Source organism: Streptomyces sp. NPDC019224 (genome assembly GCF_040632605.1).
In the GTDB taxonomy this organism is placed as follows: domain Bacteria; phylum Actinomycetota; class Actinomycetes; order Streptomycetales; family Streptomycetaceae; genus Streptomyces.
On the sequence record NZ_JBEYCF010000043.1, the window covers coordinates 52748 to 67879 of the forward strand.

Below are 15132 nucleotides of genomic sequence, written 5' to 3' on the forward strand. Positions count from 1 at the left end.
TCAGAGCGCCACGAGCGTCACCTCGGTGGCCTTGACGCCGGTCCACACCGCCACCCCGTCCGCGAGGGACAGTTCGGCGGCGGCCTGCGGAGTGATCTCGGCGACCAGGTCAGGTGCCTGGTTTGACCCGACCAGCACCCGCAGCCGGCTCCCGCCCGAGGTGATCTCCCGTACGGTCCCCGGCCACACGTTGCGCGGGCTCCCGGTGGGCTTCTCGCGGTGCACGGAGACGGCCTCGGGCGCGATGACCGCGAGCGCGGGCGCCCCGGCGGGCAGCGGGTCGGCCGCGACGAGGTGCCCGCCGCCCGAGGGCTCCAGGCCGTCGGCGGTGGTGGTGCCGGGCCAGGCGTTGCGGCCGAGCATCCGGGCGACCCAGGGGGAGCGCGGGTGGCGGGTCACCTCGGCGGGCGGGGCGTCCTGGAGCGCGCGGCCCTCCTCCAGGACGAGGACCCGGTCGGCCAGCGCGACGGCCTCGACCGGGTCGTGGGTGACGATCAGGCAGACACCGCCGAAGCCTTCGAGGTGCCGGCGCAGGGTGTGCCGGACCTGGGAGCGGGTGGTCTGGTCGAGCGCGGCGAGCGGTTCGTCCAGCAGCAGGAGGCGGGGGCGGGCGGCCAGGGCGCGGGCCAGCGCCACGCGTTGGGCCTGGCCGCCGGAGAGCTGGGCGGGCCGGCGCGAGGCGAGGTGGCCGACGCCGAGCCGGTCCAGCCACTCCTGGGCACCGCGGCGGGCCTCGGCGCGCGGCACGCCCCGGGCGCGCAGCCCGTACGCGGTGTTGGCGAGGGCGCTCAGGTGCGGGAACAGCGCGCCGTCCTGCGGGACCCAGGCCACGCCCCGGCGGTGGGCGGGCAGGGCGGTGACGTCGGTGCCGCCGAGCCGGAGCCGTGCGTGGGCGCGCGGGGTGAGGCCGAGCAGGGCGCGCAGGAGGGTGGTCTTGCCGGCGCCGTTGGGGCCGACGACGGCGATGGTGGTGCCGGCCTCCGCGTCGAGGGTCAGCTCGTCGAAGCCGGTGATCTCGGCGTGCAGCGGCCAGCGTCCGGTCCCGGACGGCTGCGGGGCGGGCAGCTCGGCCACGGCCGCCGGCTCCTCCTCGACGGCCTCCCGCCGCCGCGTACGCTCCGGCGGCGTCCCGGTCCACCGTCCGCGCAGCGCGAGCAGCACCGCCATGGCGATGACGAGGAGCAGCAGGGAGACCGAGGTGGCGGCCTCCGGGCTCTCCTGGAGCAGCAGATAGACCTGGAGGGGCAGGGTCTGGGTGGTGCCGGGGAGGTTGCCCGCGAAGGTGATGGTCGCGCCGAACTCGCCGAGCGCCCGCGCCCAGGTCAGCGCCGCGCCGGCGGCCAGCCCGGGGGCCACCATCGGCAGCGTGACCGTGCGGAACACCCGTACCGGCGAAGCACCCAGGGAGGCCGCGGTCTCCTCGTACCGGGGACGCAGCCCGCCGAGCGCGCCCTCCAGGCTGATGACCAGGAACGGCATGGCGACGAACGTCGCGGCGAGGACGGCACCGGAGGTGTGGAACGGCAGCGTGATACCGAACCAGTCCTCCAGCCACGGCCCCAGCAGCCCCCGCCGTCCGAAACCGAGCAGCAGGGCGACCCCGCCGACCGTGGGGGGCAGCACCATCGGCAGCAGCACCAGCGAGCGGACGAGGACCTTGCCGGGGAAGTCGACCCGGGCCAGCAGCCAGGCCAGCGGCACCCCGAGGACGAGGGAGAGGGCCAGCGCCCAGCCGGAGACGATCAGCGACAGCGTCAGCGCCCGGGTGGTGCCCTCGCTCGTGAGGTGGGTGCCCAGCTCGCCCCACGAGGTCCGGGCCAGGATGCCGGCCAGCGGCAGCAGCAGGAAGGCGACGGCCAGGAGTGCGGGGAGGGCCAGCACGATCGGCGCGCGGCCGCGGGGTCGGTTCATGGGGGTTCCCTGGTTGCGTTACGGGTTACGGCTGCTGGAAGCCCGCGCCGGTCAGGATCTTTTGCGCCTCGGGCGAGGACAGCCACGTCACGAACGCCTCGGCCGCCGCCCCGTGCTCGCTGGTCCTCAGGGTCGCCGCCGGGTAGGAGGCGACCGCGTTCTGCGCGTCCGGGATGTCGACGGAGTCGACCTTGCCGGCGGCGGCGACATCGGTCTTGTACACCAGCCCGGCGTCCGCTTCGCCCAGTTCGACCTTGCTCAGCACCGCGCGCACGTTGGGCTCCTGCGAGACCGGCTTCACGGTGATCCTCTGCGCGTCCAGGATCTGCTCGCTGTACCGGCCCACCGGCACCTCGGGCGCGGCGAGCACCACCTTCAGCTCCGGGTCCGCGAGGTCCTTGAGGTTCCGGACCTTCTCCGGGTTGCCCTTGCCGGTGGCGATGACGAGGCGGTTCTTCGCGATGACGACGGGCGTGCCGGTGTCCGCCTTCAGCCCGTCCATCGTCTTCGTGTCGGCGGTGACCAGGGCGTCGGCGGGCGCACCCTGCTCGACCTGCGCGGCCAGCTCCTGCGACCCGGCGAAGGAGAACGTCACCTTCGTGCCCGGGTGCTCCTTCTCGTACGCCGCACCCGCCTCCTTGAACACATCGGTGAGCGAGGAGGCGGCGAGGACGGTGAGGTGGGTACCGGACGCCGTGTCCTCGGCGCCGCCGTCCCCGCCGCAGGCGGCGAGGGGCGTGAGCAGACCCACGACGAGGAGGGCCGCGGCGGCGCGCCGCCGGGTGGAAGCAGGAGGCCTGGAGAGCAGCATGTGCCAAAGAGTAGGGGTGATCACATCGCATTTACAGCTTTCCATCGGAAAACACATGGCAGATGCGATCTCGTCCGGAGGAAGCTCCTGGCCGCTTCCGGGAAAGCCCTCGCCCAGTCGAACCCTGTCCGGAGGCCGTCCGCGACCGGCCAGTAGAGTGCGGGTGCGTCAGCCCCCGAGACCCGAGGTAGCGTCCGTGACCCCCGAGCACCCCCTCCCGCCCGCAGTCACCGTGGTCGGGATCGGAGCCGACGGCTGGGCGGGGCTCACCGGACCGGCGCGCGCCGCGCTGACGGACGCCCAGGTCCTCATCGGCGCCGCACGGCAACTCGGCCTCCTGCCACCGGAGTGCGCCGGGAGCCGCGTGCCCTGGCCCTCGCCCCTGCGCCCCGCCGTCCCCGGCCTGCTCGCCGAGCACGCGGACCGTCGCATCGCCGTCCTGGCCAGCGGGGACCCGATGTTCTACGGGATCGGCCGGGCCCTCACCGAAGTCCTGGGCGCCGAGCGGCTGCGCGTCCTGCCGCACCCCTCGTCCGTCTCGTACGCATGCGCCCGCGTCGGCTGGCCACTGGAGGACACCGAGGTCGTCACCCTCGTCGGACGCCCCGCCGCCCGGCTCGCCGCCGCCCTGCACGAAGGCCGCCGGCTGCTCGTCCTCAGCGCCGACGCCACCACCCCGGGCACGGTCGCCGCCCTGCTGCGGGACCACGGCTTCGGCCCCAGCCGCATGCGGGTCCTGGAACAGCTCGGCGGCGAGGACGAGGCGTGCGCCGAGGGTACGGCGGACACCTGGGACCATCCGGCCGGGGACCCGCTGAACGTCATCGCCGTCGAGTGCCGCACCGCCCCCGGGGCCCTGCGCCTCGGTGCCGTACCGGGTCTGCCCGACGAGGCGTACGCCCACGACGGGCAGCTGACCAAACGTCATGTCCGGGCCGTCACGCTGGGCGTGCTCGCCCCCGCCCCCGGCGAACTCCTGTGGGACATCGGCGGCGGCTCCGGATCGATCGCCATCGAATGGATGCGCGCCCACCCCTCCTGCCGGGCCGTCACCGTCGAACGCGACCCCGTCCGGGCGGCGCGCATCGCGGAGAACGCCGACCGGCTCGGCGTGCCCGGCCTGCGCGTCGTCACCGGCCGCGCCCCCGAGGTCCTGGCCCAACTCCCCACCCCCGACGCCGTGTTCATCGGCGGCGGCCTCACCGCGCCCGGCCTCCTCGACACCTGCCTCGCGGCACTCCCGGCCGGCGGCCGGCTGGTCGCCAACACGGTCACCCTGGAGTCCGAGGCGCTGCTCGCCGCCCAGCACAAGGCGCACGGCGGCGAACTGGTCCGGCTCGCCGTGGCACACGCCGTGCCCGTCGGCACCTTCACCGGCTGGCGCCAGGCGATGCCGGTCACCCAGTGGTCCGTACGCAAGCCCTCGGACACCGCGACTCCCCCCGCGCAACCCTCAGGAGACGACAGATGACCGTGTACTTCATCGGAGCGGGCCCCGGCGCGGCCGACCTGATCACGGTGCGCGGCGCGCGCACGCTCGCCGCCTGCCAGGTGTGCCTGTACGCGGGCAGTCTGGTACCCCGCGAACTGCTGGCCGAGTGCCCGGACGGCGCCCGCCTGGTGGACACCGCGCAGCTCGACATCGACGCCATCACCGCCGAACTCGTCGCCGCGCACCGCGACGGCCACGACGTGGCGCGGCTGCACTCCGGCGACCCCTCGGTGTTCAGCGCGGTCAACGAGCAGATGCGGCGCCTGGACGAGGCGGGCGTGCCCTACGAAGTGGTGCCCGGCGTCCCCGCGTTCGCGGCGGCTGCCGCTGCCCTCAAGCGCGAGCTGACCGTGCCGACCGTCGGCCAGACCGTCATCCTGACCCGGATCGCCCAGCGGGCCACCGCCATGCCCGAGGGCGAGGACCTGGCGACGCTCGGCCGCAGCGGCGCGCTGATCGTCCTGCACCTCGCCGCCCGTTACGTGGACCGCGTCGTCGACGAGCTGCTGCCGCACTACGGGGCCGACTGCCCGGCCGCCGTCGTCGCCATGGCCTCACGCCCCGACGAGCTAGTCCTGCGCGGCACCCTGGACGACATCGCCGGGCAGGTGAAGGCCGCGGGCGTCCTGCGTACCGCCGTCATCATGGTCGGCCGCACCCTGGGCGCCGAGCAGTTCCACGACAGCCACCTCTACTCGCCCGCCCGCGACCGGCACATCTGCTGACGAGGCGTCAGGAAGGGCCGGGCGGCCCGGCGGTCAGCGCACGGAGCTGCGCCCCACCACCGTGCCCGCCCGGTCGACGCAGATCACGTCCACGGCCACCGGGGCGCCCCGCAGTACCGACAGCGCCTGGTCGCGCGCGGCCACGGCCACCAGATCGCCCAGCGGAACCCCGCGCGCCCGGCACAACTGGAGTGCGGCGAGGCCGGTGTTGGCGACGGCGACCTCGGCGGCCAGAGCCTCGTCGGCGCCGCCGCGCCGGGCCAGCTCCGCCAGGTACGCCTTGTCGACCTGGGAGCGCCCCGAGTGGAGGTCCAGATGCCCGGCGGCGAGCTTCGACAGCTTGGCGAACCCGCCGCAGACGGTGAGCCGTTCCACCGGGTGGCGGCGTACGTACTTGAGCACCGCGCCCGCGAAGTCGCCCATGTCGAGCAGCGCGATCTCCGGCAGCCCGTACTCGGCCACCACGGTCCTCTCCGAGGTGGAGCCCGTGCACCCCGCCACATGGGTGTGCCCGGCCGCGCGCGCCACGTCCACGCCCCGGCGGATCGAGTCGATCCACGCCGAGCAGGAGTACGGCACCACCACCCCGGTCGTGCCCAGGATCGACAGACCGCCCAGGATGCCCAGGCGCGGGTTCCAGGTGGAGCGGGCGATCTCCTCGCCGTCGTCCACGCCGATCGTCACCTCGACGTCCCCGGAGCCGCCGTGCGCCTCCGCGAGCCGGGCGATGTGGTCGCGGATCATCCGGCGCGGCACCGGGTTGACCGCCGGTTCACCCACCTCCAGCGGCAGCCCCGGCAGTGTCACGGTGCCGACGCCGGGCCCGGCCCGGAACACCACGCCCGAGCCCGGCGGCAGCGCCCGCACGCTCACCCGTACCAGGGCGCCGTGCGTCACGTCGGGGTCGTCGCCCGCGTCCTTCACCACGCCTGCCGTCGCCCGCCCGCCGGCCAGCTCCTCCACGGCCAGCGCGAACGCCGGGGTCTGGCCCCGGGGCAGGGTGATGGTGACCGGGTCCGGGAAGTCGCCGGTCAGCAGCGCCGTGTACGCGGCGGTGGCGGCGGCGGTGGCGCAGGCACCGGTCGTCCATCCGGGCCGCAGACCGGTGTGCTTGAGTTGGGCGGCGCGCCCGCCTTTCGCCTCACTCATGGATGGTCCTCGTGCACGTACTGATTCTGGGCGGGACGACGGAGGCCCGCCGGCTCGCCGAGCTGCTGGTGGCCGAGCTGCCCGCCGGGACCAGGGTCACCAGCTCCCTCGCGGGCCGGGTGGCCCGGCCGAAGCTGCCGCCGGGCGAGGTCCGCGTCGGGGGCTTCGGCGGGGCCGACGGGCTCGCGGACTGGCTCCGCACGCACCGGGTGCACGCGCTCATCGACGCCACCCATCCTTTCGCCGGGACGATCACCTTCAACGCGGCCGCCGCGGCCGCCGCCGCCCATGTTCCCCTGCTCATGCTGCGCCGGCCCGGCTGGGTGCCGGGTGCCGGCGACGACTGGCATCCGGTCGGCTCCCTGGCCGAGGCGGCCGGCGCGCTGCCCGCACTGGGGCGGCGCGTGTTCCTCACCACGGGGCGGATGGGCCTCGCCGCCTTCGCGGGCCTGGACGGCCTGTGGTTCCTGGCGCGGTCCGTGGACGCCCCCGAACCGCCGTACCCGGCACGGATGGAGACCCTGCTCGACCGGGGCCCCTTCACCCTGGAAGGGGAGCGCGAGCTGATCCGCCGCCACCGCGTCGACGTCCTCGTCACCAAGGACAGCGGCGGCGCCGCCACGGCCCCCAAGCTGACCGCCGCCCGCGAGGCGGGCATCCCCGTCGTCGTGGTCCGCCGGCCACCGGTCCCCGAGGGGGGAGCGGTGGCCGGCAGCCCGGAGGAGGCCCTGGCCTGGCTGACGGATCAGTCCTCCGGGTAGCGGCGCGGCGTCCACACGATCTGCGTGCCGTCGCCCCGCCGCCCCCACCGGGTCTGCGAGGACCCGACGATCAGGATCGTCCGCATGTCCACCTCGGCCGGATCGAGGTCGGCCAGGCGTACGGTCCGCACGCTCTCGGCCGGCCCGCCGACATCCCGGCCGAGGACCACGGGCGTGTCCGGTGAGCGGTGTTCGAGGAGCAGGTCACGCGCCTTGCCGACCTGCCAGGTCCGGCTCCGCGAACCGGGGTTGTACAGCGCGAGCACCAGGTCCGCCGACGCGGCGGCGGACAGCCGGCGCGCGATGACCTCCCACGGCTTGAGCCGGTCCGAGAGCGAGATCGCCGCGTAGTCGTGGCCCAGCGGCGCCCCGGCCCGGGCCGCCGCCGCGTTCGCCGCCGTCACCCCCGGCAGCACCCGCACCGGCACGTCCGCGTACTCCTCCTGCGACGCCACCTCCAGCACGGCCGTCGCCATGGCGAAGACCCCCGGGTCGCCGCCGGACACCACGGCCACCCGGCGTCCGCGCCGGGCCAGGTCGAGCGCGAACTCGGCCCGCTCCGACTCCACCTTGTTGTCCGAGCCGTGCCGGGTCTGCCCCGGCCGGACCGGCACCCGGTCCAGGTACGTGGTGTAGCCGACCAGGTCGTCCGCCCCGGCCAGCGCGCCGCGCGTCTCGGGCGTCAGCCACAGCGCACCGGCCGGACCCGTGCCGACGACCGTCACCTGCCCGTCGCCCGAGGCGCGTTCGGGACGGGCGTCGATCCGGCTCGGCAGGACGGCGACCGCGAAGTACGGCACCGAGCCGGCGTCGGTCTCCGCGAGATCGCCCAGCCGCTCCCCGGCCATCGTGGCGCGCTCGACGTAACGGGCCTCGGGCAGCCGGCCCGACGCCTCGAACGCGCGGCGGACGGCGGGGAACGTGCGGCCCAGCTTCATCACCACGGCCGCGTCGGTCGCGGCCAGCCGGGCCGTCAGTTCCTCCTCCGGCAGCGTGCCGGGCAGGATCGTCAGGACCTCCTCGCCCTCCGCGAGCGGGGTGCCGAGCCGGGCGGCGGCCGCGCTGACCGAGGTCACCCCGGGGATCACCTCGGTGGGATAGCGGTCGGCCAGCCGCTTGTGCATGTGCATGTACGAGCCGTAGAAGAGCGGGTCGCCCTCGGCGAGCACGGCGACCGTGCGCCCCGCGTCCAGGTGCGCCGCGAGCCGGGCCGCCGCCTCGGTGTAGAAGTCCTCCATCGCGCCCCGGTAGCCGCCCGGGTGGTCCGTGCTCTCCGTCGTGACGGGGTAGACCAGGGCCTCCTCGATGTGGTCGGCGCGCAGGTGCTCCGCCGCGATGGACCGGGCGATGGACCGGCCGTGCCGGGCGCTGTGGTACGCGACGACGTCCGCGCCGGCGATGACCTCCACCGCGCGCAGGGTCATCAGGGCCGGGTCGCCGGGGCCGAGCCCGACCCCGTAGAGCCGTCCCGTCCGCTGCTCGCCAGGGCGTCCCGTCTGCTGCTGGCTCACGGTCATTCTTCCTCGCTGGCGATGGCGTTGAGCGCGGCGGCGGCGAGGGCGCTGCCGCCGCGCCGGCCGCGCACGATCAGGTGGTCGAGCCCCGACGGGTGCGCGGCCAGGGCGTCCTTGGACTCGGCGGCCCCGACGAAGCCGACCGGCACCCCGATGACGGCGGCGGGGCGCGGGGCCCCCTCCTCGATCATTTCGAGCAGCCGGAACAGGGCGGTGGGCGCGTTGCCGACGGCGACGACCGCGCCCTCGAGCCGGTCCCGCCACAGTTCGAGGGCCGCCGCCGAGCGGGTCGTGCCCAGTTCCGCCGCGAGTGCGGGCACGGCCGGGTCGGACAGGGTGCACACCACCTCGTTGTCCGCGGGCAGCCGCTTGCGGGTGACGCCGCTGGCGACCATGGCCACGTCGCACAGGATGGGCGCGCCGGCCCGCAGCGCCGCGCGGGCGCGGGCCACCGCGTCGGGCGTGTAGCCGATGTCGCGTACGAGGTCGACCATGCCGCAGGCGTGGATCATCCGGACCGCGACCCGGCTCACGTCCGGGGGCAGGCCGGCGAGGTCCGCCTCCGCCCGGATGGTGGCGAAGGACTGGCGATAGATGGCCGGTCCGTCCTTCTCGTACTCGTACACGGTGGTGTCGCTCTCTTCTCGGGACGGAGGGGTCGGGCGGAAAAAGTCTGGGCCGGGGATCAGGTCCGGGGGACGCGGGCCGCCGCCACGGCGTCGGTCAGCGCGTCGGGGGCGCCGGCGACGCGCACCGGGGCCCCGGACCGTCCGCCGTCCCGCACGACGGACAGCCGGTAGCCGCCGTCCGGCCCGGCGACGACGTCGACCCATTCGCCGCGCGGATGGCCGCATCGCCGCTCGCAGCCGGACCAGTGGACGGGCAGGGCGCCCGCGGGCGGGCCGGCCGGAAAAGCTGACGCAGCGTCACTTCGGACATCGGCCAGGGACTTCGCGCAGCCGGGCCGTCCGATGCACGCGCTCACGCCGGACCACGGCGAGCGGGGGCCGGTCACGAGTCCCACCGCCTCCAGCGCCTCGAGTGCGCCGGGCGCCCGCTCCCGCCGGACGCCGGGCACGACGACTCCGCGCCACGGGGTGAGCCGCAGTTCGCCCGCCCCGTGCTCCCGGGCGAGGTCCGTCAGCGTCCGCCAGCGCACCGCGTCCACCCGTCCGAGCGGCAGCCCGACCGACAACGCGTCCGTGTCCCCGGGGCCGGCCACCACACCGAGCGCCGGGGGAGCCCCGCCCGGCACCGGCACGCTCTCGCGGGCGACGGGCAGCCCGGCCGCGCGCAACCGCCGTACCACCGCGTCGAACAGCGGCCCGCCGCCCCCGGGCAGATCAGCCACCCGCCACGCCCCGGAACCGGAACCGGAACCGGAACCAAAACCGGAATCGGAACCAAAACCGGAACCGGCCGCCGCCAGGAACACCTCCGCCGCGAGCAGAGCCGCGCGCGGCGCCTCGTCCGCCGGAATCCGGACGACCGACTCCAGGGCCCCGATCCGCAGCTCCGCGTCCCCGTCGCCCCGCGCCCGCAGCGTCACATCCGCGCCCAGCGCGTCCACATCGCCGCGGCCGTCGTCGAGCGCGAACAGGAACCGGCCCGACAGCCCGGTCGCCTCCCCGCTCGCGCACACCAGCGCGTCCAGCGCGGACAGCCACGGGCGCACCTCCCGCTCCCCGCGCCCGTCGAGCCCGGACAGCGGAGAGGCCACCACATTGCGGACCCGCTCATGCCGTTCGGAGGGCAAAAGCCCCATTCCGTGCATCCCGGAGGCCAGTTCACCCCCGCACTCCGCACCCAGACCGCGCAGCTGCACATTGCCGCGCGAAGTGAGATGCAGCTCACCGTCGCCCAGCCGGACGGCCAACTCCCGCAGCCCGTCCGCCTGGTCCGCGGTCAGCACACCACCGGGCACACGGACGCGCGCCAACGCCCCGTCGTCCGCCCGGTGCAGCCGCAGCGCACCGGGGCAGGCGTCGCCACGGACCCGGAAACGGGCGTCGTCGGGCTGCGCGAAACGGGGGGCTGGGGGAGGCATGGCGGCGAGCATACCGACCATCTCATCCGATCCGTATGACCCATCGGCGGCCCCGAGCCCTTACTATCCCTACCAGCGGACCATCCGGTCCGCCGTCGCCACAGACGGCGACAGGGGAGGAAGCCCGGTGCGATTCCGGCGCGGTCCCGCCACTGTGAGCTTGGTCCCACCCGGCCGAGCGAGTCAGGAACTCCCTTCCCCGCACGTTCGGCAGGTCCGGGCAGGGGAGCTTTCGACACCGCCCGGGGCGTGGACACCCCGAGGAAGGCCCGGCGCCGCATGATCCTGCTCCTGTCGACGTCCGACACCGACCTGCTCAGCGCCCGCGCGTCCGACGGGCCCGTCGGCTACCGCTACGCGAACCCCTCCCGGCTCCCGCTGCAGAACCTGCCCGAGCTGCTGGACGGCGCCGCCCTCGTCGTCGTCCGCCTCCTCGGCGGTGTCCGCGCCTGGCAGGACGGCCTCGACCAGGTCCTCGCCACCGGCCGCCCCGTCGTCGTCCTCACCGGCGAACAGGCCCCCGACGCCCAGCTGATGGCCGCCTCCACCGTGCCCATCGGGATCGCCGCCGAGGCCCACGCCTACCTCGCGCACGGCGGCCCCGCCAACCTGGACCAGCTCGCCCGGTTCCTGTCCGACACCGTCCTGCTCACCGGCCACGGCTTCGAACCCCCCGCCGCCGCACCCTCCTGGGGCCCCCTGGAGCGCACCCCCCGCCCGGTCGGCGACGACGCCCCCACCGTCGCGGTGCTCTACTACCGCGCCCACCACATGAGCGGCAACACCGCGTTCATCGAGACCCTGTGCCGGGCCGTCGAGGCCCAGGGCGCCCGCCCCCTGCCGCTGTACGTCGCCTCCCTGCGCACCCCCGAACCCGGACTCGTCGAGACCCTGCGTGACGCCGACGCGATCGTCACCACCGTCCTCGCGGCGGGCGGCACCCGCCCCGCCGAGGCATCGGCCGGCGGCGACGACGAGTCCTGGGACGCGGGCGCGCTCACCGCCCTCGACGTCCCGATCCTCCAGGCGCTCTGCCTCACCAGCTCCCACACCGACTGGCAGGGCAACGACGAGGGCGTCTCCCCGCTGGACGCCGCGAGCCAGATCGCCGTCCCCGAGTTCGACGGCCGCCTGATCACCGTCCCGTTCTCCTTCAAGGAGATCGACGAGGACGGCCTCCCCGCCTACGTCGCCGACGACGAACGCGCCGCCCGCGTGGCCGGCATCGCCGTCCGCCACGCCCGGCTGCGCCACATCCCGAACGCCGGGAAGCGCCTCGCGCTCGTCCTGTCCGCGTACCCGACCAAGCACTCCCGTATCGGCAACGCCGTCGGACTCGACACCCCCGCCAGCGCGGTCGCCCTGCTGCGCCGGCTGCGCGCCGAGGGCTACGACTTCGGCGCCGAGGAGGTCCCCGGACTCGCCTCCGGTGACGGCGACGAGCTGATCCGCGCCCTCATCGAGGCGGGCGGCCACGACCAGGAATGGCTCACCGAGGAGCAGTTGGCCCGCAACCCGGTCCGCATCCCCGCCGCCGACTACCGCCGCTGGTACGCCACCCTGCCCGCCGAACTCCGCGAGGCCGTCGAGGAGCACTGGGGGCCGCCGCCCGGCGAGATGTTCGTGGACCGCTCGCGCAACCCGGAGGGCGACATCGTGCTGGCCGCCCTGCGCCGGGGCAACCTGCTCATCCTCATCCAGCCGCCGCGCGGCTTCGGCGAGAACCCGATCGCGATCTACCACGACCCCGATCTGCCGCCCTCGCACCACTATCTGGCCGCCTACCGCTGGATCGCCGCCCGCACCGAGGACAACGGCTTCGGCGCCGACGCGATGATCCACCTCGGCAAGCACGGCAACCTGGAGTGGCTGCCCGGCAAGAACGCCGGCCTGTCCGCCGCCTGCGGCCCGGACGCGGCGCTCGGCGACCTCCCGCTCGTCTACCCGTTCCTCGTCAACGACCCGGGGGAGGGCACCCAGGCCAAGCGCCGGGCACACGCCACGCTCGTGGACCACCTGGTGCCGCCGATGGCCCGCGCCGACAGCTACGGGGACATCGCCCGCCTCGAACAACTCCTGGACGAGCACGCCCAGATCGCCGCCATGGACCCGGCCAAGCTGCCGGCGGTCCGCGCCCAGATCTGGACCCTGATCCAGGCCGCGAAACTCGACCACGACCTGGGGATCGAAGACCGCCCCGAGGACGAGGGCTTCGACGAGTTCATCATGCACCTCGACGGCTGGCTCTGCGAGATCAAGGACGTCCAGATCCGCGACGGCCTGCACGTGCTGGGCGGGGCGCCCACGGGTCCCGCCCGCGTCAACCTCGTGCTCGCGATCCTCCGCGCCCGCCAGATCTGGGGCGGCACGGTCTCCCTGCCGGGACTGCGCGAGGCCCTCGGCCTGGACGAGTCGGCGGCGACCCGCACGGACGCGGACGCGATCGAGGAACAGGCCCGCGCCCTGGTCCAGGCGATGGAGGACGCGCACTGGGAGCGATCGGCCGTGGGCGCGGTCGCCGGGTCCGTGCCCGGCCTGTCGGCACGGGGCTCCGCCCCGGACCCCGCTGCTCAATCGCCGCAGGGGCTGGATTCTGTCGCCGCCATCCTCGACTTCGCGGCCCGGGAGGTCGTCCCCCGGCTGAGCCGCACCACCGACGAACTGGACCACTGCGTCCACGCCCTCAACGGCGGGTTCGTCCCCGCAGGCCCCTCCGGCTCGCCGTTGCGCGGCCTCGTCAACGTGCTCCCCACCGGCCGCAACTTCTACTCCGTCGACCCCAAGGCCGTCCCCTCCCGCCTCGCCTGGGAGACCGGTCAGGCCCTCGCCGACTCCCTCCTGGAGCGCTTCCGCGCCGACAACGGCGACTGGCCGGTCTCCGTCGGCCTCTCCCTGTGGGGTACGAGCGCGATGCGCACCGCCGGCGACGACGTCGCGGAAGCCTTCGCCCTGCTCGGCGTGCGCCCGGTCTGGGACGACGCCTCACGCCGTGTCACCGGCCTGGAGGCGATCCCCGCCGAGGAACTGGGCCGCCCGCGCATCGACGTCACCCTGCGCATCAGCGGCTTCTTCCGCGACGCCTTCCCGCACACCATCGGCCTGCTCGACGACGCCGTCCGGCTGGCCGCCTCGCTCGACGAACCCGCCGAACTCAACCACGTACGCGCCCACACCCAGGCCGACCTGGCCGAACACGGCGACGAACGCCGCGCCACCACCCGTATCTTCGGCTCCCGCCCCGGCACCTACGGCGCCGGGCTCCTCCAGCTCATCGACTCCCGCGACTGGCGCACCGACGCCGACCTCGCCGAGGTCTACACGACCTGGGGCGGCTACGCCTACGGCCGGGATCTCGACGGCTGCCCGGCCCGGGAGGAGATGGAGACCGCGTACAAGCGCATCGCGGTCGCCGCCAAGAACACCGACACCCGCGAGCACGACATCGCGGACTCCGACGACTACTTCCAGTACCACGGGGGCATGGTCGCCACGGTCCGCGCGCTCAAGGGCAGCGCCCCGGAGGCGTACATCGGGGACTCCACCCGCCCCGAGACCGTCCGCACCCGCACGCTGACCGAGGAGACCTCCCGCGTCTTCCGCGCCCGCGTCGTCAACCCCAAGTGGATCGAGGCGATGCGCCGCCACGGCTACAAGGGGGCCTTCGAGCTCGCCGCGACCGTCGACTACCTCTTCGGTTACGACGCCACGACGGGCGTGGTCGCGGACTGGATGTACGACAAGCTCACCGAGACCTACGTCCTGGACCCCACCAACCGCGCCTTCCTCGAACAGGCCAACCCCTGGGCCCTGCACGGCATCGCGGAACGCCTGCTGGAGGCCGAGTCGCGCGGCATGTGGGCCAAGCCCGACCCGGCGGTCCTCGAAGCGCTGCGCCGGGTCTTCCTGGAGACGGAAGGAAACCTGGAGGGCGAGGACTGAGCCACCGGCCTCAGTCGGCGGTGCCGGGTTTCACACCCCATACGTGGACGGCGTCGTCCACGGCGAGCAGGTCCCACAGCTTCGCCGCGTCGTCCACCGTCAGGTTGACGCAGCCCGCCGACCCGCCGCCGTCGTAGAGGTCGCCCGGGTGTCCGTGCAGCGCCTGCCCGCCGTCGAAGAACTGCGAGTACGGCATGGGGGCGTTGTCGTAGATCGTGGAGACGTGGTCGCGGTCCCGCCAGTAGACGGTGTGCCGGCCGGGCCGCGTCTCCTGCGCGTCGCGGCCGGTACGGATGGGCACGGGGCCGAACACGACCTCCTTCCCCTTCTGCACCCACAGCAGTTGGCGGTCCATGTCCACGCAGGTCACCCGGCCGGTCTCGACCGGGCAGTGCCCGGCGGCGTTCGGGTCCGGCGTGGCCTCGACGACGAGCACGGCGCGGTACGTGCCGAGGTCGGCGAACCCGTCGGGGTGCGGCCGGCCCCGCTCGGTCTGGAAGGAACGGACGGCCCGGCAGTCGGCCTCGGACTGACGGCCGTCCACGGTCAGCCCGAGGTGCTTCTCCAGCTGCCGCTGGTACGGGCCGGCCGGCGCGGTGCACGCGGTGTCGCGGCCGGGGGACGCGGCCGACGGGGCCGCGGTGCACAGCAGCGCGATGGCCGCCGTGGCGACGGCGGCACCGATGAGGCGGTGGGAACGGGACACGGCCGGACCTCCTGGCGGAACGGGAATCGACGTCTGTCAGCCAATCAGGGCACCCGCCCGGCCGCCCACTCGTGGGC

The 15132-nt window shown here is 74.8% G+C and carries 11 protein-coding genes and 1 riboswitch; of the genes, 4 read left to right on the forward strand and 7 right to left on the reverse strand.

Annotated elements, in window-relative coordinates:
* Both ABZ564_RS24395 and modA read right to left on the reverse strand, forming a co-directional pair.
* Positions 1–1911 carry an ABC transporter permease gene (locus ABZ564_RS24395; RefSeq protein WP_360860297.1) on the reverse strand — a complete coding sequence of 637 codons (1911 nt, stop codon included), beginning with the start codon at positions 1909–1911 and terminating at the stop codon, positions 1–3.
* Positions 1912–1936: 25 nt separating this feature from the next.
* The gene (gene modA / locus ABZ564_RS24400; RefSeq protein WP_360860300.1) at positions 1937–2722 is read right to left on the reverse strand and encodes a molybdate ABC transporter substrate-binding protein; all 786 of its coding nucleotides are present in this window, start codon (positions 2720–2722) and stop codon (positions 1937–1939) included.
* 196 nt (positions 2723–2918) lie between these two features.
* Here modA and cbiE point away from each other — a divergent pair, with 196 nt between their 5' ends.
* Positions 2919–4193: a precorrin-6y C5,15-methyltransferase (decarboxylating) subunit CbiE gene (cbiE, locus tag ABZ564_RS24405; RefSeq protein ID WP_360860303.1), complete on the forward strand. Its 1275-nt coding sequence runs from the start codon at positions 2919–2921 to the stop codon at positions 4191–4193.
* Positions 4190–4939 (forward strand): precorrin-4 C(11)-methyltransferase, encoded by a 750-nt coding sequence (gene cobM / locus ABZ564_RS24410; RefSeq protein WP_360860306.1) that lies wholly within the window; start codon positions 4190–4192, stop codon positions 4937–4939. Before cbiE ends, cobM begins: the two co-directional genes overlap by 4 nt.
* 33 nt (positions 4940–4972) lie before the next feature.
* Here the strand turns inward: cobM and ABZ564_RS24415 are convergent, their stop codons facing one another.
* A complete protein-coding gene (locus ABZ564_RS24415; RefSeq protein ID WP_360860309.1) occupies positions 4973–6088 on the reverse strand; it encodes a cobalt-precorrin-5B (C(1))-methyltransferase in 1116 nt (371 codons plus the stop codon).
* 11 nt (positions 6089–6099) lie between these two features.
* Between ABZ564_RS24415 and ABZ564_RS24420 the strand changes: the two genes are divergently transcribed.
* Entirely contained in the window at positions 6100–6849 is a 750-nt protein-coding gene (locus ABZ564_RS24420; protein ID WP_360860311.1) for a cobalt-precorrin-6A reductase, read from the forward strand.
* Here ABZ564_RS24420 and ABZ564_RS24425 read toward each other — a convergent pair.
* The 3 genes from ABZ564_RS24425 to cobG are packed head-to-tail and all read right to left on the reverse strand — an operon-like array spanning position 6834 to position 10431.
* On the reverse strand, positions 6834–8366 hold the full coding sequence (locus ABZ564_RS24425) for a precorrin-2 C(20)-methyltransferase (protein ID WP_360860314.1): 1533 nt from the start codon (positions 8364–8366) through the stop codon (positions 6834–6836). The genes ABZ564_RS24420 and ABZ564_RS24425 overlap by 16 nt on opposite strands.
* On the reverse strand, positions 8363–8989 hold the full coding sequence (locus ABZ564_RS24430) for a precorrin-8X methylmutase (protein ID WP_360860317.1): 627 nt from the start codon (positions 8987–8989) through the stop codon (positions 8363–8365). Before ABZ564_RS24430 ends, ABZ564_RS24425 begins: the two co-directional genes overlap by 4 nt.
* A 59-nt stretch (positions 8990–9048) precedes the next feature.
* Entirely contained in the window at positions 9049–10431 is a 1383-nt protein-coding gene (cobG, locus tag ABZ564_RS24435) for a precorrin-3B synthase (protein WP_360860319.1), read from the reverse strand.
* A gap of 95 nt (positions 10432–10526) precedes the next feature.
* Positions 10527–10603: riboswitch (cobalamin riboswitch) on the forward strand.
* Positions 10604–10689: 86 nt separating this feature from the next.
* On the opposite strand from cobG, the gene cobN reads away from it, so the two are divergent.
* On the forward strand, positions 10690–14349 hold the full coding sequence (gene cobN / locus ABZ564_RS24440; RefSeq protein ID WP_360860327.1) for a cobaltochelatase subunit CobN: 3660 nt from the start codon (positions 10690–10692) through the stop codon (positions 14347–14349).
* A gap of 10 nt (positions 14350–14359) precedes the next feature.
* On the opposite strand, the gene ABZ564_RS24445 is transcribed toward cobN, so the two are convergent.
* On the reverse strand, positions 14360–15055 hold the full coding sequence (locus ABZ564_RS24445; RefSeq protein WP_360860322.1) for a L,D-transpeptidase: 696 nt from the start codon (positions 15053–15055) through the stop codon (positions 14360–14362).
* Between the last annotated feature and the right edge of the window lie 77 nt (positions 15056–15132).

Bases quoted from the DNA above. Each gene is read 5' to 3' on its own strand.
- cobM (WP_360860306.1), top strand. From the start codon at position 4,190: ATGACCGTGTACTTCATCGGAGCGGGCCCCGGCGCGGCCGACCTGATC.
- ABZ564_RS24425 (WP_360860314.1), bottom strand. From the start codon at position 8,366: ATGACCGTGAGCCAGCAGCAGACGGGACGCCCTGGCGAGCAGCGGACG.
- ABZ564_RS24415 (WP_360860309.1), bottom strand. From the start codon at position 6,088: ATGAGTGAGGCGAAAGGCGGGCGCGCCGCCCAACTCAAGCACACCGGT.
- modA (WP_360860300.1), bottom strand. From the start codon at position 2,722: ATGCTGCTCTCCAGGCCTCCTGCTTCCACCCGGCGGCGCGCCGCCGCG.
- ABZ564_RS24395 (WP_360860297.1), bottom strand. From the start codon at position 1,911: ATGAACCGACCCCGCGGCCGCGCGCCGATCGTGCTGGCCCTCCCCGCA.
- cobG (WP_360860319.1), bottom strand. From the start codon at position 10,431: ATGGTCGGTATGCTCGCCGCCATGCCTCCCCCAGCCCCCCGTTTCGCG.
- cobN (WP_360860327.1), top strand. From the start codon at position 10,690: ATGATCCTGCTCCTGTCGACGTCCGACACCGACCTGCTCAGCGCCCGC.